We start from the raw sequence: 18,755 nt of genomic DNA, 5'->3' as shown, positions 1-18,755 counted from the left end.
CGGCGTTAAATTTTAGATTTAAAGATTTTAGATTTCGATTTAAAATTTAAAATGGCTAGATTTAAAATTGTAAAGTTCTTTGACATGCTGGAACGTTAATGGATCATTTGATCCACGAAGTAAAAATGTAGTAGAATAACACAGAGCCGTCCCTGTAGTGATACACGGGACAAGGTAAAATTATTAAAAAACACGACGCTAACGAACGTGAACAACCAAGGGCGCGCGGTGGATGCCTAGGCTCTCGGAGGCGATGAAGGACGCGATAAGCCGCGATAGGCCACGGCGAGGTGCAAGTAACCCTTGACCCGTGGATTTCCGAATGGGGCAACCCGGCCGTCTAGATGACGGTCATGCAGTAATGCAGGCGAACGCGGGGAACTGAAACATCTCATTACCCGCAGGAGAAGAAAACAACATGTGATTCCCCCAGTAGTGGCGAGCGAACGGGGAAGAGCCCAAACCGCTGCCGTTTCGGCGACAGCGGGGTCATGGGACCGCGACATTCGACGATGGACGAAGTGCAATTACCTGGAAAGGTAAGCCGTGGAGGGTGACAGCCCCGTGCACGACACCTCCATCTAAGATAGCGGAATCCCGAGTAGGGCGGGACACGAGAAATCCTGCCTGAATTCGCCAGGACCTCCTGGCAAGGCTAAATACTCCCGAGAGACCGATAGTGAACCAGTACCGCGAGGGAAAGGTGAAAAGTACCCCGAGCAGGGGGGTGAAATAGACCCTGAACCCGCGCGCCTACAAGCGGTCGGAGCCATGAAATATGGTGACGGCGTGCCTTTTGCATAATGAGCCTACGAGTTAGTCGTCACCAGCGAGGTTAAGGGCTTCAGGCCCGTTAGCCGAAGTGAAAGCGAGCCTTAACAGGGCGTTCAGTTGGTGGCGCTAGACGCGAAACCTTGTGATCTACCCACGAGCAGGTTGAAGTCGCGGTAACACGTGATGGAGGACCGAACCGGTAAACGTTGAAAAGTTTTCGGATGACTCGCGGGTAGGGGTGAAAGGCCAATCAAACTGGGAAATAGCTCGTACTCTCCGAAATGCATTTCGGTGCAGCCTGTGATGTTCTGTTCCAGAGGTAGAGCTACTGGTTGGACGCGAGGGCTTCACCGCCTATCAAATCCGGATAAACTCCGAATGCTGGAACACGAAATCATGGAGTGAGCCCGCGGGTGCTAAGGTCCGCGGACGAGAGGGAAAGAACCCGGACCACCGGCTAAGGTCCCGGATGGACAGTTAAGTTGATCAAACGAGGTGGGATCGCGGAGACAGCTAGGATGTTGGCTTGGAAGCAGCCATTCATTTAAAGAGTGCGTAACAGCTCACTAGTCGAGCGATCCCGCGTGGATAATACACGGGCATCAAACTGTCAACCGAAGCCGTGGGGTTAGTTAATGACTGACCGGTAGGAGAGCATTCCTGCCAGCTTTGAAGGTCACCCGCGAGAGTGACTGGAGCGGCATGAAAAGCAAATGTAGGCATAAGTAACGATAATGGGGGCGAGAACCCCCCACGCCGCAAGACCAAGGATTCCCCGGCAATGTCAATCAGCCGGGGGTCAGCCGGCCTCTAAGGCTCACCCGAAGGGGGATGCCGACGAGAAACGGGTTAACATTCCCGTGCTTCTCGTCACCGTGACGCGGTGACGGGGTGATGAATGGACCGCGCGCTGACGGAATAGCGCGTTGAAGGCCGTACCCTGTGACGGTGGTAGTCAAGCACGCCACCGGAGGCGAAAGTCGATAGTACCTCGAGGCCTCGGCCGAGGGGATAGCGTCCAGGCAATTTACCCCCTAGAAAACCCGCTAAACTTCAAGTGACGAGGAACCGTACTGTAAACGGACACACGTGGTCGGGTAGAACATACCAAGGCGCTCGAGTGATTCATGGTCAAGGAACTAGGCAAAATAGTCCTGTAACTTCGGGAAAAAGGACGCTCTAGTGATAGAGCCGCAGAGTAATGGCCCAGGCGACTGTTTACCAAAAACACATGGCTATGCCAAATCGAAAGATGACGTATATGGCCTGACACCTGCCCGGTGCCGGAAGGTTAAGAGGAGAGCTCATCGGAAACGAGAAGGTTTGAATTGAAGCCCCGGTAAACGGCGGCCGTAACTATAACGGTCCTAAGGTAGCGAAATTCCTTGTCGGGTAAGTTCCGACCTGCACGAATGGTGTAACGATCTGGGCACTGTCTCGACCATGAGCTCGGTGAAATTGTAGTTCCGGTGAAGATGCCGGGTACCCGCGACGGGACGGAAAGACCCCGTGAACCTTTACTGCAGCTTCGCGTTGTTCCCGGGCACGGGACGTGTAGGATAGGTCGGAGGCCATGAAGCGGTTTCGCCAGGAATCGTGGAGCCATCGTTGAAATACGACCCTTCTCTTGTCTGGGATCTAACCCATTGTAATGGGGACACCGCGTGGTGGGTAGTTTGACTGGGGTGGTCGCCTCCAAAAGCGTAACGGAGGCTTCCAAAGGTACCCTCGGGTTGGTTGGTAATCAACCGTAGAGTGCAATGGCACAAGGGTGCTTGACCGGGAGACCAACGAGTCGATCGGGTGCGAAAGCAGGGCATAGTGATCCGGTGATCCCGCGTGGAAGGGTCATCGCTCAAAGGATAAAAGGTACTCCGGGGATAACAGGCTGATCGCCCCCAAGAGCTCATATCGACGGGGCGGTTTGGCACCTCGATGTCGGCTCGTCACATCCTGGGGCTGGAGAAGGTCCCAAGGGTTCGGCTGTTCGCCGATTAAAGTGGCACGCGAGCTGGGTTCAGAACGTCGTGAGACAGTTCGGTCCCTATCTGTCGTGGGCGCTGGAGATTCGAGAGGTCCTGACTCTAGTACGAGAGGACCGGGTTGGACGCGCCGCTAGTGAACCTGTTATGACGCCAGTCGTACGGCAGGGTAGCCACGCGCGGACGGGATAAGCGCTGAAAGCATCTAAGCGCGAAGCCTGCCTCGAGATGAGATCTCCTTACAGGGTCGTCGTAGACGACGACGTGGATAGGCCACAGGTGTAAAGCCGGTGACGGCAAAGCCGAGTGGTACTAATCACCCGAAAGTTGACGTTCGGTGGGTGAGATGATTCAGTTAACGTTCCAAGCGATTGTCAATCAAGGTGATTGGCGGTCGATAGAAAAGCATGAATAAATGAACTTTAAAGATATTGTCACGAGCGGCCGGAGGGCTCGATGAAGTGACTGGAAAACATTAAAAGGTGTCTATAGCGACGGTGATCCACCTCTTCCCATCCCGAACAGAGAAGTTAAGCCCGTTAGCGCCGATGGTACTGCCGACAGGTGGGAGAGTAGGTCGATGCTGAATTTAGAAGAGAGGGCGAGTTCAAGTGACTCGCCCTTTTTTATTTTCTTTCATTTTCAATTTTCAATTGTTTTGTTTTATATTTGTCAAATGACGGATGCATTGTGTGAAATAGAAATTGATAAAAAATTATTTGCGGCGATTATTCAAGGAGATCGTAATGCTTTTGGAAACTTATTTCAGAAGTATTATCAGGTATTGTGTAATTACGCTTTAACGTATCTGGACAGCACAAGTGAAGCGGAGGATGCCGTTCAGGATGTATTCGTGTATGTGTGGAATAACCGCGAGGTGATTGTTGTAGGAGTTTCTGTAAAATCATATTTATATACATCTGTAAAACATCGGGCTTTAAATGTATTAAAACATCAGGCGATGGAACGTAACCATAGTCGTTTGTTGGTTGAATTCTTAGAGGACTTAGCTAGGGAAGAGTATTCAGAGGAAGAGACTATGCAATTGGAGAAAATTCGTCAAGCGCTTCAAGTATTACCATCTCAATGCCGTACAGTGTTTATGATGAGTAGTTTGGAGGGGAAAAAGTATAAGGAAATAGCTGAAGAATTGAATATATCTGTAAATACGGTAAAATCCCACATACTTAAAGCCTATCGCACGATTCGTGAATATGTTGGGGTGTCTATATCATCTTCATTTTTATTTTTTGTCACTCATAAGATCTGTTCTTTAAGGGTGAAAACGAATGGTGATGAAAAATAAATTGTAAAAAGTTCATTTTTTACTCACCCTTTTTTGAATTCCGGTTGCCTTAAGAGAAATTTTAAAACAATACGGAGATGAAGTTGCAATTTTCAGAGGATATGTGGGAGAAGATTTCTTTATTATGGAATAAAGAAAAGATGGGGGATGATGACGAACTTGAATACTCTCATGAACAGGTAAAAGAGTTAATGAAGATGTTGTTTCGAGTGCGAAGAGCTGCTAAACCTGTTAAAGAACAAAAATATGATGAGAAACGGGCTTGGTTGAATATTGAATCTCGCACCCGGGAACATCGAAGAGGGATAACTAGTGTATTCAAATATGCCGCTGTTTTGATCGTGATGGTCGGTATTGTCTTTTTATGGATGGTTTATCAGAATAAGAATAATCTTCCTTTAGCGACGGTTTCAATGGACTCTATTTCTTCTGGGACACATAAAGCGGAATTAATATTGGCTAACGGGAAAAGGGTGGTTCTGGATTCAGATATGGATGTACACGAGGTGGAGGTTCTTGGAATGAAATTCGTGAATGATGATGAGAATGGTGAATTAAGATATGATGGATCTTTTGTTGCGGAGGATTCAAGTAAGATGTCTTATAATACATTGTATATACCTAAGGGTGGGGAATATTCTTTACAATTACCTGACGGATCAAGGGTGTGGTTAAATTCAGAAACGACGTTGCGTTTCCCAGTTCGTTTCTTGAAGGATAAAAGGGAAGTTTATCTTTGTGGTGAGGCTTATTTTAAAGTTGCGAAGAATGCTTTGTCCCCTTTTCATGTGCGAGTGGAAGGAGGAGATATTACGGTTTTAGGTACGAGTTTTAACGTTTCAGCTTACAAGGAGGATGTAACTTGGCAGACGACGTTGGTTGAAGGACGGGTGCAAGTGGCAGATGCCGAAGGACAAGTGATCATGAAACCTACGGATCAATATACGGTGGATAAACAGACGGGGAAGGGGGCGTTAAGTACGGTTGACACTGAATTGTACACTTCTTGGGTAGATGGGAAATTTTATTTTAATACCTATGCTTTTGAAGATATTGTCAAAAAGTTAGAGCGTTGGTATGATTTCACGATGAGTTATCAAGATGATGAGATCAGAAAGATGCGTTTTTCCGGTACGATAAATAAACATCGTCCTTTGACTGAGGTGTTGCAGTTCTTGGAGAAGACGACGGACATTCATTTTGAGATTTCCGGTAAAAATGTAACAGTAAGTAAAGTAAAAAAGGGATAAGAGGTTGCGACTCCTATCCCGAATAATTGATAATGTCTTTAACGATTCATTGGTGTGACAGTTAAAGACGATTACTAACTTCAATGATCAAATGTATGAAAAAAAATGATTACAAGGAATTTTTTTGCCCGTTGGGTAAAATTAAAAAATGGTTGTTTCTTATGAAATTAATTACTTTTTTCCTTTTTCTGGGATTATTCCACGTGAGTGCAGCAACATTTGCACAACGGGAAACAGTTACTTTTTCGCTGGATCGAATGACCGTGGACGAGGTGTTTTCTACCATCCGAAAACAACTGAAGTACGATATTTTTTATAGTAACGAGGAATTGGATGCCACGAAAGTTGTGCAACTATCCTCGAAGGAAATGAGCGTGGAGGCGGTATTACGGGAGATCCTTCAGGGAAGGTATTCATTCGAGTTTATTGAGAAAACGATCGTGATTCGTCCGGTTGCTCTACAAAAAGAAAAGCGGGTAACCATACAAGGTGTGGTGAAGAACACGAACGGGGAAACTTTACCGGGGGTGTCGGTTCTTGTGAAAGGTACTTTGGTCGGGGTCTCTACAGATACTACCGGGAGATTTGAATTAGGATTGACGGCAAGGGAGAACATCGTGTTGATTTTTTCTTTTGTAGGAATGCAAACAAAGGAGGTCGTTTTTAAAGGAGAGTCTTTCTTGAATGTTGTATTGACAGAAGCAAAAGAAGAACTGGAAGAGGTAGTAATTACGGGATACCAGCAGATAGAGAAAAGACAATTGACTAGCGCTGTGTCGACAGTGAAAACAGAGGATTTAAAAACGATAGGGGCTACGAGTATCGAGCAGATGTTACAAGGACAGTTGTCGGGACTTTCTGTCGTAAATACTTCTGCAGGACCGGGGGCTAGTCCTAAAATTAGAGTACGGGGAACTGCGACGATAGCTGGAAATGCAGATCCATTGTGGGTATTGGATGGTGTGATGTTGGAAAATTCAGTACCAATTTCTGTGGCGGAGTTGAATAGTCCGGATGTGATGAATATGTTTAATTCTGCTATCGGGGGAATTAATCCGACGGATATAGAAAGTATTACAGTTTTGAAAGATGCTTCAGCTACGGCAATTTACGGGACCCGTGCAGCAAATGGTGTTATCGTGGTGACTACGAAAAATGGAAAAAGGAATGGTTTTAATATTTCCTATCAACATACTTCGACGGTGAGCCTGAGACCTTGTTACAAGGATTTTAATCTGTTGAATTCGAAAGAACGAGTGCGATTATCTCAGCAAATATACGATGAAGGTTTGGGTAATATGGGTAGCGTGGGATTAGAACATCTGCTCGGTTTGTACGCTTCCGGGAATATTTCCAAAACAGAGTTGGCTCTTAGAACAAAAGAGGTGGAAGAGATGAATACAGATTGGTTCAAGTTATTATTTCGGAATGCTTATTCTCAAACTCATAATTTAAGTATTTCCGGAGGAACTGATAAAACGGATTATTATGTTTCACTGACTTATAATGGGGAAGACGGGGTTGATAAGGTTAGTGATTATGAGCAGTTCGGAGGGTTGATGAAATTTAATGCAGAAATGTTTCGGGGGGTAAAGTTGGGTACGACACTTCAGGTCGGACGTCGGGACAGGGAAAGTTATCATGCTAGCGTAGATCCTTTTAGCTATGCGGTAAGAACAGCTCGGACGATTCCTGTTTATGACGAGTATGGGAATAGATTTTTCTATTCAAATTCTGAAAATAGAATCGGAGACTTTAATATCTTACATGAATTGGAGAACACGCATAAAGAGTCCACTCAGACAGATATAAAAGCAATTGTTAATTTGTCTGTTGATTTATATAAAGGATTGAAATATAAAGGTTTGTATAGTTATTCTTCTTCGAACTCTTCTAGTATAGATTATGCCACAGAGCAGAGTGCTTACATAGCGCAAGTACGAGGGTATGGATATGGAAAAGGTTCTCTGGAAGAGATTGAAAAATCATCATTACCATTCGGGGGAGTTTACAATGAGACAACGTATGAACAGCGAACTTCTTTGATTCGTAATAGTTTGGAGTATAAAAAAATGTTGTTTGCAGACTTCTCGATAGATGCCATGATCGGGCAGGAATTCCGTACTACAAAATACAAGGGATTGACAACGAATGGATGGGGATATATGCATGATCGGGGAAATATTTTCTATGAGCCAGCGGAAGGGGTAAGCACGGGAGGGTTGAAACGGAACGGAGTGAACCGTACGATCCCGAAACGTTCATATATTTCATATTATGGAGTATTTTCCGCTATGTATAAGAATCGTTACGTAATTAACGGGAATGTTCGTTTTGACGGGTCTAATTTATTCGGTTCAAACCCGAAATATCGATACTTGCCTTTGTGGTCTGTTTCTGGGAAATGGATTGTGAGTGGGGAAAATTTTATGAAGGATATAATGATTATTTCAAATCTGGCCATTCGGGGATCTTACGGGTTGCAAGGAAATATCGTGGAGGAGAGTACTCCGCAATTGATTGCTTCGTCATTGCCACCTAATGAATTTAATCAGTTGTTAGAAATGGAGATTGTGCAGGCTCCGAATCCTGATTTGAAATGGGAAACAACCTCTTCTTTAAATATTGGTTTGGAGTTAGGGTTGTTTGACGACCGTTTAACGCTTGATGTAGATTATTATAGGAATTATAGTCGGGATCTGATTGCTTCGAAAAATGTATCAGCGGTAACCGGATTCTTGGATAAGTACGTGAATTATGCAGATGTTAAAAATCAAGGTGTTGATGTGAGTTTGTCCGGGATGATTATCCGTAAGGATGATGTATCTTGGTTTTCATCGCTTAACTTCGGGTACGTGAAAAATAACGTGGAAAAATCGTACATAAAGCCACAGGCTCAGAATTTGGTAAAGACTTTGTACACACCGGGAGAAGTATACGAGGGAAAACCTGTAAATGCAATGTTTTCGTATCGTTTTGCCGGGTTGAACGAGGATGGGATGCCTCTCTTTTATGATGTAGAGGGTAATAAGTTGGATTCTTCTAATCCGGATATTGCGATAGAGGTGTATAGTAATGTAGATAATCTTAAATATGAAGGAACCCGGGATCCGGTTTTTTTCGGCGGTTTCAATAATGTTGTGCAGTACAGAAATTTGACGTTCTCTGCCTTGTTTTCTTTTGGTTTAAAGAATGTGGTTCGATTACCAGATGTTGCTTTTGCAAGTAAGCCGGCTGCCGACGAAAACGTGAATCGCTCAATATTGGATCGTTGGATGAACCCCGGAGATGAAGTGACGAAACGAATACCCCGCTTGTCTAAAGGAGAAGGGTTGTTTAGTATCGGGGGATCGGAAAATGTTTATTCGACACAGTTATTTAATCAGAGTACGGAAACAGTTGTACCTGGTGATTTCCTTCGTTTGCGGAACGTGATGGTGGAGTATCGTTTACCCAACCGTTGGATTAGGAAGGTTGTGTTAGGAGATCGTCCGCTAGGGGCTATTTCTTTAAAATTTCAAGCTCAGAATTTATTCGTGTTGGCGGATAAGCGGTTGAAAGGTTATGATCCGGAAACGATTAATTATAGGACAACGGGCTATGGTTCTTTACCACTACAGACAACTTTCACTTTAGGATTGAATGTTAACTTCTAAAATGATGAGATGATGAAAAAATGTAATTTATATAGAGACATGCTATTTTGTGGTTTGTTATTATGTTTTTCTGCCTGTGAGAAATACTTGGAGGAAATGCCACAGAATAAATTGAAACCTTCGACAACTGATGATTACGAGCAATTGCTGAATAAAGCTTATTTGACAGAACAAGTGATGCCTTATCTGGATATTTTGTCGGATGATGTGGAACTAATAGAGGCAAATCATGCTATGCCCGGTGCAGATCTGGGAGATACACAATTAGCAGCCTATATGTGGAGGGATAGGCATGATCTTACGATGCCGAATGAAGATATTGCTTTCGAGAAATTTTATGAGAGTATATTTTACTGTAATGTAGTGCTAGAAAATATTCGGGATGCCAAAGGCGTGGAGTTGAATGAGGAGAATGTGCAACGAACTCGCAAGAATATAGAAGGGGAAGCTCATGCATTACGAGCATATTCTTATTTTTATTTGGTGAATTTGTATGCAAAGGCGTATGATCCTGCCACGTGCGAGACAGAACCGGGAATTCCGATAAATAATAGTACGAGTGCAGAAGATAAAATCTATACCCGGAATACGGTTCTAGAAGTGTACGAACAAATAGAGGGTGATCTGATAGAGAGTATTCGCTTGATGAAGGAGAATCCGATTGTGAAGAATGAAAAATTGAAGTTTACTGCGTTGTCTGCGAAAGCGATGCTGGCGAGGGTATATCTTTATATGCACCGGTGGGATGAGGCGATCCAATGTGCGAAAGAAGTCATCACGGAGAATCCGTCCATATTTAGTTTGCATGAGTACGGAGAGATTCTTTCGATGGAAAATAACGAGGTTATGTTTTGGGATGATGAAACGATACCTGGTGTGGATTATTTAGCGAAAGATAATAGTAACGTACTTTTTGTAAATGGGGTGAGTGAGTTAGTGCCCACGATGGCATATGGGCGTTTCTCTACATTTAGTGTGAATCGAGATTTGGCAGATCAATTTGACCCGAATGATGTACGACGTTATTATTTCATGAGTACATATGCTAATATCTATTCGATTCAGCCATCAACAAAGTTGACTTATGCAAAGAATCGGTATGTATGGTTGAATCAGGTTATTGCTATAGGTGCGGGAAGTGGATATACTCGTGTGATCAGGACAGAAGAGATGTATTTAATTTTGGCAGAAGCATACGCACACAAGACGGATGGGATAGTCTCAGCTATCAGTTATCTGAATCAGCTAAGGGAAACGAAATTTAGGAATGGAACTTATGAGTTACTAAAAGCGTCGGATTTTAACCTGCAATCATTACTTGAATATGTGTGGGAAGAACGTAGACGGGAGTTATGTTTTGAAGGACACCGTTGGTTCGATTTAAGAAGGACGACTCGTCCTGCTATGGAACGGGTAGGGTACGAAAATGAGGTTGCTCGTCTGAGAATGGATGACCCTCGCTATGTGTTACAAATTCCACAACGGGAGTTGAGTGTGAATCCTTCTATTGGTTCTAATCCTCGCTAAAATAGAATAATTATGAATATGAGAAATATACTGTTTATTGGGATCATGGTGCTTGTATTGGGTGCTTGTACAAAAGAAGATGCCTTGAAAGGTGAATGGCAATATAAGGGACCCGTTCCGGAAATTAAGGATGGACCGACTGAAGCGCATAAAATGTGTTATGCGTTATATCAAAAATATGATTTGCATGTCTATTGGGATATTGCCGGAGAGGATGCGTTAAAAACGGATCAAGGAGTCGTGGCAGAATATAATATTACTTATAATAACCGGGCAGCTCTTCCGATCCAGGCTGCAAACGAGCAAACGGCTGAAAAATTCTTAAAATTGTTGACGGGTTTTTACTCGTTATTGCCGGAAAATTTGGTAAGACAGGATTTACATCGTCGTCATTTGCTCGTAAAAGTGAATCCTGGGAAAAATACTTATACGAACGAGAAAGGAGAGGCATATTTCGGAAATACCTATGGAGAGTCTGGAATCGTTTTTTATGGATATTTGAAGGATGATACCGATGAAACTGGGGATAAGTTAGATACAGATTTAACGGGATGGAAGTGGGGAATATGTTATGAATTTTTTAAAGGTGTAGTTTCCGTGCGTTACAAAGAGAATATTGTTTTTCCGGAAGAGTATGGATTAATATCGAAAGGTTTTTACGCTTATGAGGTTGAGGGTACCGGAAATTCATGTATGAGTCGGGATTTGTTTAATACAGAGAAGGGGGGAGAACAAGGGTTCATACACCCAGTGGCTGCCGTAAACCCGACGTATGATGAATGTAATCAGGATTGGGGGGCAATGGTTGCTTGTATCTTGACGCAACCTAAGGCAGAACGAGTAATCGTTTTCGAAAAATTCCCGAAGTTGAAGAGTAAATACGAGATTATCAAATCTTACTTTACAGAGTATTACGGGATAGATATTGAAGATTTAGCAACTCGGTGGCAGGCTTTAATTATTGATTAAATATGAAAGTAATGAGAAAATTTTTATTGATAATGAGTTATTGTATTGTTCTAGCTGGATGCGGGAGTACAACAGGTTATCGGATTACTGGGATGATTCCTGGGATGCAAGATGGTGTGAAAGTTTATCTGGAAATGATCGATGAAGATTCTGCGGAGAAAATTGATTCAACAATTGTTCTAGGAGAGAAGTTCGTATTGGAAAGTACAAAATCTTTATCTTGTCCGAGAATGGCGATGTTGATTTATAATTTAACTCCAGATGAACAGAATCAAAGGAAGGTGGAGTTACGAAGGACAGTTCTTTTTTTGAGTGATGGGGTTGAGTTGCATTGTACGTGTCCGGTGGATAGTTTACCTTCTTGTTATTTTTCTCCCAAAATTCAGGATCATAATGTGCTGATAACAGGCTCTTTGGATGTAGATTTATATATGGATTATTTAAGGCAAACAACGAATCTTCGCCAACAAAGGTTTGATGCTAGAAATGATTATTTAGATGCTTATAAAAAAGTTGAAACAGGAGAAATTACGCTACACGAAGTGATGGAGATGGTACGGGAGAGGGATAAGACAGTAAAAGAATTGAACGATCGGATTTTGCGATTTTTGAAAACACATGGTAATTCTATTGTTGCGGTAGACGGTCTTATTTGGTTATTGGATGCTAATCCTTCTTGTTTTACATTGAAGGAGATTAATCAATACATCGAGATGATTGCCCCTCAATTGTTGGAGACTCCTTTGGGAAAAAGATTACAGATAGCGATAGAGAGAGCTAAAGCATGTGCTAAAGGAGAGTTGTATAAGGATATCGAATTGACGAATCTAGAGGGTAAGAAAGTGAAATTATCCGAGTATATTCTACCGGGACAATGTAATATGCTAGAATTTTGGGCTTCATGGTGTGCCCCTTGTCGAGGAGAAATTCCTCATTTGCGACATATTTATGAGTTGTGTGAAGATGGCAACTTTAACATGATCAGTATTTCGCTGGACCAAAAGGAGACAGATTGGAAGAAAGCTGTGCAAGAGGAAAATATGATTTGGGCTCAACTAAATGATCCATTAGGATTCGAAGGTCCGGTCCGAAAGGATTATCGAGTGAATGGCGTTCCTTTTTGCTTGATCTTAGATAAGGAGGGGCGTATTGTTTGTGCCGGAGTTCGGAAAGTTGAGTTAGATGTGGCGTTGTCTGATTTATTGGGAGATAAATTGAAAATATAAAAGAAGGTTTTGATTTGAGGTATATAATGAAAAATCCCCCGAAAGACATCTTTCGGGGGATTTTCGTGAACTCGGCGGGAGTCGAACCCACAACCTCTTGGGCCGTAACCAAGTGCTCTATCCATTAAGCTACGAGTCCTTCTTGATTTGCGTGGCAAAGATAGGGAATGTTCTTTTTTCCTGCAAGAGTTAACGGAATTTTTTCAAATACTTTTTTTATGTTTGAAAAATAACAAAGTGGAGTGCATATAGTTTTTATTACTACATTTGTGTTACTCTGTTCATGTACAAATGAATATGATAAAGTTAGGAGTAAGAGTCAGATAAATAGTTTTGTATGTTTAAATGTATTGCAGAAGGGTTTAAAAAGCACCATTTGAAGAATATAGTGGTAAAAGATGAACGGGTATTGTCGTTTTATAATTTAGATACGGCCAAAAAATGTGTCGTGTTTTGGGTAGCTGGTGATGTCCCGGTGTCTTCTGTCAATAAGGTGCGGGAGGCTCTGGCCAAACATATGGACGTTTGTTTGCTTGCTTTTATCCGGCAGCCTAAGTTGAATACGGAGCAAATACAAGATGCTATTTATCTGGATAGTTCTGCTATTTCTTACAAGGGAGGATTTCGTGATCCCCGGGTGCAGGAAATACTGAACAGGAAGGAGGGACTGTTGATTGATTTGTCGTTGAAGCCGGATGTGTGGGGGGATTATATCGTGAAGTCGGCCAAGGCGTCTTGCAAGATTGGTTACGGTACGGGACATGATATTGATTTTGACGGGGTGCGGGATATAGATGATTTTATGGAGCGATTGTTTAAATTATTAACTAAGATAAATACGTATTGAAATGAAAAAGTTTTCGGGAGTAGGGGTTGCTTTAGTGACTCCATTTGACGAAACGGGACGTGTGGATGAACATTCTCTGAGGAACCTGGTGAATTACGTGGTTGATGGTGGGGTGGATTATCTGGTAGCTTTGGGAACGACGTCCGAGGCGGCAACGATGACAGCGGACGAAAGAGCTTTTGTCGTGCAAGTCATTGCCGAAGAGAATGCCGGACGTTTGCCGATTGTTTTGGGAATCGGGGGGAATAATACGGCTCAAGTGATCCATGATCTTGCCACACTGCCTTATCTGCGGTCGGGAGATGCCATTCTGAGTGTTACCCCGTATTATAATAAACCTTCTCAACAAGGGTTGTATAATCATTTTAAGGCGATAGCCGAGCATACACCTCTTCCCGTGATCTTGTATAATGTTCCGGGGCGTACGTCCGTGAATATGACTGCCGCGATAACCTTGAAGTTGGCTCGTGATTTTGAGAATATCATCGCCATTAAAGAGGCTTCCGGGAATTTTGAACAGGCTACGGCAATTATTTCCGGTATGCCGGAGAATTTTATCTTCCTGTCGGGAGATGATGGTATTGCCTTACCGTTAGTATCTATAGGGGCCAGTGGCGTTATTTCCGTGATTGCTAATGTGATGCCGAATGAATTCTCCACGATGCTGCATTTGGCATTGGAAGGCGAGTACGGGGAGGCTCGGCAGATTCATTTGCAGTTGGGTGAGATGTTTAAAGCTCTCTTTGAAGAGGGAAATCCCGCAGGAATAAAAGCTGCGTTACATGCCAGAGGCGTGATTGCCTGCCAGAAGTTAAGATCTCCGTTATGCGAGGTGAGCGAGGCCTTGTATCAAAAAATAAAACGATTAGGTGAGTAATCACCTAATCGATACGACCCGGTTGAGAACGTCTCAACCGTTTTCTTTTATATTCCCTGTATTGATATAGTCCGATAAGTAATACCAGCATGATGGGCAGGAAAAAGTTGGTATATTTTAAGAATCTCCTGTAAGAATCGCTTACTACTTTTAATGACTGATTCTCGATATATTTGTTTCTCAATTTAATTAATCCGGAATCGTCCGCCAGCCATTCAATGGAGTTTACGGCAAAATTGATATTGCTGATATAGAACGGGTCAAAGAATTTGTCTTCCATGAAATCGGCATCCGTGATGACAACAATAGCACTGTTGTTATCTTCGTTGCTTAATAATGCGGCAACAGTATTGTAGGGTTGATTAAAGTCGTGTTTTCTTGTCCAAGTTTTATAAATATCGAAGAATACCGGAACTTTTTGCACGCCTGAAATGGAAGATGATTTTGCCAACGGGGTGAACGTGTAAGCGGAGGTCGTTTTTACATTCGTGATACTACTGGCAAATTGTAATAGCATGGCATTCAGTCCTTTCGTGATTACGTGAGAACTGAAGTTCTGGATGATAGGTATATACGGGAAATGGCGGTCACTTTGGAGTTGTAGAAATCCTTGATCCTGAGTAACGAGTATGCGTCCGCAATAGTTATCCACGACGAAATCATAGTTGATTTTTAGCCCGAATTCTTCCAGCATATCTTCTATGCCGACCCGGTTGATGAAACCGTTATTCTGGCTGTAACTGATTTGTCCGACCGCGTGATTCAAAGCAATGTAGAGTCTTCCCCCTTGTTCCAAGTATTGCCCCAATCGAACGAGTTCTTCCTTGCTGAATGATTCTTTCGGTCCCACGATACAGATTACTTTGTAGTCATTCAAATCTGTAAACTGGTCTATGCGCATGGATTCAATCTTGGCACTATGGGATAGCTCATGCTCGATTAATTGAGTTTTTTGTCTCAACATTTCGTTATGTCCACGTAAGAAACCGATAGTCGGTTTGGTCGTGTCGCAAGCTTCTTTTAAACGGCGGGTAACCTCGTATTCTAATGCCGTGGTCGGGAGAATGTTTATTGCCTCTTTTTTGTTGCCAATCTGGATGACGGCTCCAAAGTATACTTTTTGAATTTTCACCATGTCTCTCTCGGCTATTTCCTGGGCCATTGGTTCTATCCCTAGTTGTTCAGCCAGAGCTTCCTTGTCACTATTATTCGGTATGATCGTGTTTATGGTGAATGCTTTGTTACTGATTGTCTTGTACTCTTTCAGCAAGTGTCGGAATTCTCGTCCGAGTTTTATTTTGTCGGGCGTGAGACCTTCGGACATGAATAGGGTAACGGAAATATCCTTGTCGATTTTTTTGATCATCGTTTTGCTGACAGGGCTTAAAGAATATTTTTTGTTACTCGTGAGGTCGATCCTGATAAATAGGAAATAGGAAATAATATTTACCGCTATCAGTGATAAAATCAGGTAGGTCGGATTGTATATCAATTTCTTTTTCATCACTTTCGTACTAAATATTAAAACCGATTTTTACAGATATAATGTTTTGCTAATGCTAAAAATATAATAATTACGCTGATAAAGTATATCAAGTCTTTCGTGTCGATCACTCCGCGGGGGATGGCATCAAAATGTTCTCCAATGGAGAGATACGTGAATAATGCCGCTATAAATCCGGGCCCCCATAGTTCAGCAATGAATTCAAATAAAAGCACGAATCCTATCTCGATAGCAAACGTGATGAAGAAGGCCACGATCGTGTTCGGGGTGAGGGACGAGGCGAACATCCCGATACTGATGTAACATCCACTGACCAGAATAAGCCCCAGGTAACCGCAAAAGCCAACAGCATGATCTACATTACCCAGTGAGGCAATCGTGATATAGTAGGGAAGTGTCAATGCCAGACATATAACTACTTGTAATAGTATAGCAAAGAATTTCCCCATGATTAACTGCCATGTTTTAATCGGCTTTGAGAATAAGAGTTCAAAGGTTCCGTCCTTGCGTTCTTCTGAAATACTTCTCATCGTGAGTGCCGGTATTAGGAAAAAGAGCGTCCAGTAAAACACGTTGAACAGGTTGCTTAGAGAAGCTTGTCCGCTTGAAAAGATGTTTTTCCCGGAGAACCAGCAAGCGAATCCCGTTACACAAAGGAAAGCCGTGTATGCGATGTATATCAATAATGAATTAAATGCTACTTTTAATTCTTTGTTTATTATAACTTTAACTGCACCCATGAATTATTCATTTTGTGTAACTTTACGAAATATATCTTCCAATCTGGTTTGTACGGGAGTTAACTCGCTGATGTACCAGTTGTTTTCTTGGCAAAGGTTAAAGATTGACTTTTCGATTTCTACATCGGGTTTACATTGGAGTTCAAAATTTTGTTTATGAATAATCTCGATATGGAGTACTCCCGGCAGGTCGTTCAGTGCCTCGTGTATGTCGGTTGTTTCCCCACCCTTGATGCCTATTTTCAGGCAATATTCGGCATCCGATTTGCGACGAAGTTCGGATGTCGTGCCATTGGCCACGATTTTCCCGTTACTCATGATCATCACTTGATCGCAAGTTGTTTCGATTTCAGAAAGAATGTGGGAACTTAAAATAACTGTTTTTTCTTCCCCGATTTCTTTAATGATTTTACGGATTCCAAAAATTTGGTTGGGGTCAAGTCCTGTTGTCGGTTCATCGAGAATGACCACTTCCGGATCGTGAATTAGTGCCTGGGCAATTCCTACCCGTTGGCGAAATCCCTTGGATAATTCGCCGATCTGTTTGTGCTTATCGTTGTCTAACCCGCATAAACGAATCATATCCAAAACACGTGACGTGATTTTGTATTTAGGAATGTTGTGAAGTTTTGAAATAAAAAATAGAAAATCAATCACGTTCATTTCGTCATACAAAGGGTTACGTTCCGGGAGGTAACCGATGATGTTTTTTATTTTACCTGCCTGTTTCCAAATCGAATAGTCCCCGAATGTTATATTTCCGAAATCCGGTGTCAGTAGCCCTGCCATGATCTTCATCGTGGTTGTTTTACCCGCACCGTTAGGCCCTAGGAATCCAAGGATTTCACCTCTTTTTGCTTTAAAAGAAATTGAATCCACGGCTTTCTGATTCTCGAAAGATTTCGTCAGATTTTCCACAACTACATCCATGGGCTGCTGTTATTAATTTCTACAAAAATAGTCATTCAAACCATTGATTTTTAGGTTTAATAATCTTTAACCGAGTAATTAACAAGGTTTTAATTTATATTGTTAAGATTTTAGCAATTATGTTAGCATTTGTCGTGTTTTACATAGTCTGTCCGAAGATTCTCTAACGATCAGTTCGCAGTTAATGATTTCTTTTTTAATCTGTGCGTGCTTGCTGTTCAGAATCTGATCAAACAGAAGTTCAGCTGCGGCCCGTCCGATTTTTTCCGGGAACTGGTTGATGGAACTTACCGTCGGGTTCATGTAGCGTGAGCGTTTCGTGTTGGAGAAACCGACAACGGCAATGTCTTCCGGGATGTTAAGTCCTTTTTCCTTGATCGCCTCAATAGCCCCGATGGCCAAATCGTCTGTGATGCCGAATATAGCATCCGGTCTCTCTTTCCGGGAGAGTAACTGACGTGTCGCTTCTTTTCCAGCCTCTACCGTGAAATCGGAACAATGCCAGATTAGTTCTGTTTTAGCCGGAAGATGGTTGGCTTCCATGGCTTTTTCGTAGCCTTCCATGCGATTGCCCCCGATGGCAACGTTTTCGGGACCGCATAATAAAGCTATTTTTTTGCAACCTTCGGAAACGAGGTGTTGAACGGCTTGGAATGCGGCAGTGACACCATCCGTTACGACCCGTGACACGTTGAGTTCATTCGTGGTACGGTCGAACAGCACGATAGGTGTTCCGGATTCCTGTATCATTTTAATGTGTTCATAGTCTTTCGTCTCGTGTGATAAGGCAAGGATAATTCCATCCGCCCGGTTGGCCATGAGTACTTCCACGCTTTTTTGTTCTTTTTGGAAACTTTCGTTCGAGGATATGACTAAAACGTTGTAGCCGTGACCGTCTGCTACTTCCTCAATCGTTTTCACGACTGTGGCAAAAAAAGTACTCACGATCTGGGGTACAATAACTCCGATCGAATGACTTTTATGGGTTTTCAGGGCTACAGCGATAGGATTGGGTTTGTAACCGAGTTGTTTAGCCAGTTCCTGCACGGTTTTACGTGTTTGTGCGCTGATTTCGTGATTGTCTTTTAGCGCACGGGAGACGGTAGACACGGATATATTTAATTTCTCTGCAATGTCTTTGATGGTTATTGGTTTTTGTGTCATATA

General features: G+C 42.8%; 12 protein-coding genes, 1 tRNA gene and 2 rRNA genes. 10 read left to right on the top strand and 5 right to left on the bottom strand.

Going from position 1 to position 18,755, the window contains the following annotated elements:
• Positions 1-205 precede the first annotated feature (205 nt).
• The 8 genes from F1644_RS07445 to F1644_RS07410 all read left to right on the top strand — a co-directional run bounded on the left by F1644_RS07445 (position 206) and on the right by F1644_RS07410 (position 12,690).
• Positions 206-3,092: ribosomal RNA gene (locus F1644_RS07445) — 23S ribosomal RNA — on the top strand.
• 142 nt (positions 3,093-3,234) lie between these two features.
• A 5S ribosomal RNA gene (rrf, locus tag F1644_RS07440) occupies positions 3,235-3,345 on the top strand.
• An 87-nt stretch (positions 3,346-3,432) separates the two neighbouring features.
• The gene (locus F1644_RS07435) at positions 3,433-4,062 is read left to right on the top strand and encodes an RNA polymerase sigma-70 factor (protein WP_189021513.1); all 630 of its coding nucleotides are present in this window, start codon (positions 3,433-3,435) and stop codon (positions 4,060-4,062) included.
• Between the two features lie 77 nt (positions 4,063-4,139).
• Positions 4,140-5,312 (top strand): FecR family protein, encoded by a 1,173-nt coding sequence (locus F1644_RS07430; protein WP_168044582.1) that lies wholly within the window; start codon positions 4,140-4,142, stop codon positions 5,310-5,312.
• A gap of 161 nt (positions 5,313-5,473) precedes the next feature.
• Positions 5,474-8,968 carry a SusC/RagA family TonB-linked outer membrane protein gene (locus tag F1644_RS07425; protein WP_168044583.1) on the top strand — a complete coding sequence of 1,165 codons (3,495 nt, stop codon included), beginning with the start codon at positions 5,474-5,476 and terminating at the stop codon, positions 8,966-8,968.
• Positions 8,969-8,980: 12 nt separating this feature from the next.
• On the top strand, positions 8,981-10,495 hold the full coding sequence (locus F1644_RS07420) for a RagB/SusD family nutrient uptake outer membrane protein (RefSeq protein ID WP_168044584.1): 1,515 nt from the start codon (positions 8,981-8,983) through the stop codon (positions 10,493-10,495).
• Between the two features lie 12 nt (positions 10,496-10,507).
• Positions 10,508-11,464, top strand: a complete 957-nt coding sequence (locus F1644_RS07415; protein ID WP_168044585.1) for a zinc-binding metallopeptidase — start codon at positions 10,508-10,510, stop codon at positions 11,462-11,464.
• A gap of 11 nt (positions 11,465-11,475) precedes the next feature.
• The gene (locus F1644_RS07410) at positions 11,476-12,690 is read left to right on the top strand and encodes a TlpA disulfide reductase family protein (RefSeq protein WP_168044586.1); all 1,215 of its coding nucleotides are present in this window, start codon (positions 11,476-11,478) and stop codon (positions 12,688-12,690) included.
• A gap of 66 nt (positions 12,691-12,756) precedes the next feature.
• On the opposite strand, the gene F1644_RS07405 is transcribed toward F1644_RS07410, so the two are convergent.
• Positions 12,757-12,829, bottom strand: a tRNA-Arg gene (locus tag F1644_RS07405).
• Positions 12,830-13,027: 198 nt separating this feature from the next.
• On the opposite strand from F1644_RS07405, the gene F1644_RS07400 reads away from it, so the two are divergent.
• Together F1644_RS07400 and dapA are read left to right on the top strand one after the other, a co-directional pair.
• Positions 13,028-13,537, top strand: a complete 510-nt coding sequence (locus F1644_RS07400) for a DUF6913 domain-containing protein (protein WP_168044587.1) — start codon at positions 13,028-13,030, stop codon at positions 13,535-13,537.
• A 1-nt stretch (position 13,538) separates the two neighbouring features.
• The gene (dapA, locus tag F1644_RS07395) at positions 13,539-14,414 is read left to right on the top strand and encodes a 4-hydroxy-tetrahydrodipicolinate synthase (RefSeq protein WP_168044588.1); all 876 of its coding nucleotides are present in this window, start codon (positions 13,539-13,541) and stop codon (positions 14,412-14,414) included.
• 4 nt (positions 14,415-14,418) lie between these two features.
• Here the strand turns inward: dapA and F1644_RS07390 are convergent, their stop codons facing one another.
• From F1644_RS07390 to F1644_RS07375, 4 genes are all read right to left on the bottom strand, one after another.
• Entirely contained in the window at positions 14,419-15,918 is a 1,500-nt protein-coding gene (locus F1644_RS07390; protein ID WP_118305594.1) for a GldG family protein, read from the bottom strand.
• A 17-nt stretch (positions 15,919-15,935) separates the two neighbouring features.
• The gene (locus tag F1644_RS07385) at positions 15,936-16,658 is read right to left on the bottom strand and encodes an ABC transporter permease subunit (RefSeq protein ID WP_168044589.1); all 723 of its coding nucleotides are present in this window, start codon (positions 16,656-16,658) and stop codon (positions 15,936-15,938) included.
• 3 nt (positions 16,659-16,661) lie between these two features.
• Positions 16,662-17,588 (bottom strand): ATP-binding cassette domain-containing protein, encoded by a 927-nt coding sequence (locus F1644_RS07380; protein WP_087421566.1) that lies wholly within the window; start codon positions 17,586-17,588, stop codon positions 16,662-16,664.
• Positions 17,589-17,705: 117 nt separating this feature from the next.
• Positions 17,706-18,752 carry a LacI family DNA-binding transcriptional regulator gene (locus tag F1644_RS07375; protein WP_168044590.1) on the bottom strand — a complete coding sequence of 349 codons (1,047 nt, stop codon included), beginning with the start codon at positions 18,750-18,752 and terminating at the stop codon, positions 17,706-17,708.
• Positions 18,753-18,755 lie beyond the last annotated feature (3 nt).

The sequence above is a fragment of the Butyricimonas paravirosa genome, assembly GCF_032878955.1.
GTDB lineage: Bacteria > Bacteroidota > Bacteroidia > Bacteroidales > Marinifilaceae > Butyricimonas > Butyricimonas paravirosa.
This window is presented reverse-complemented; position numbering and strand designations above follow the sequence as displayed.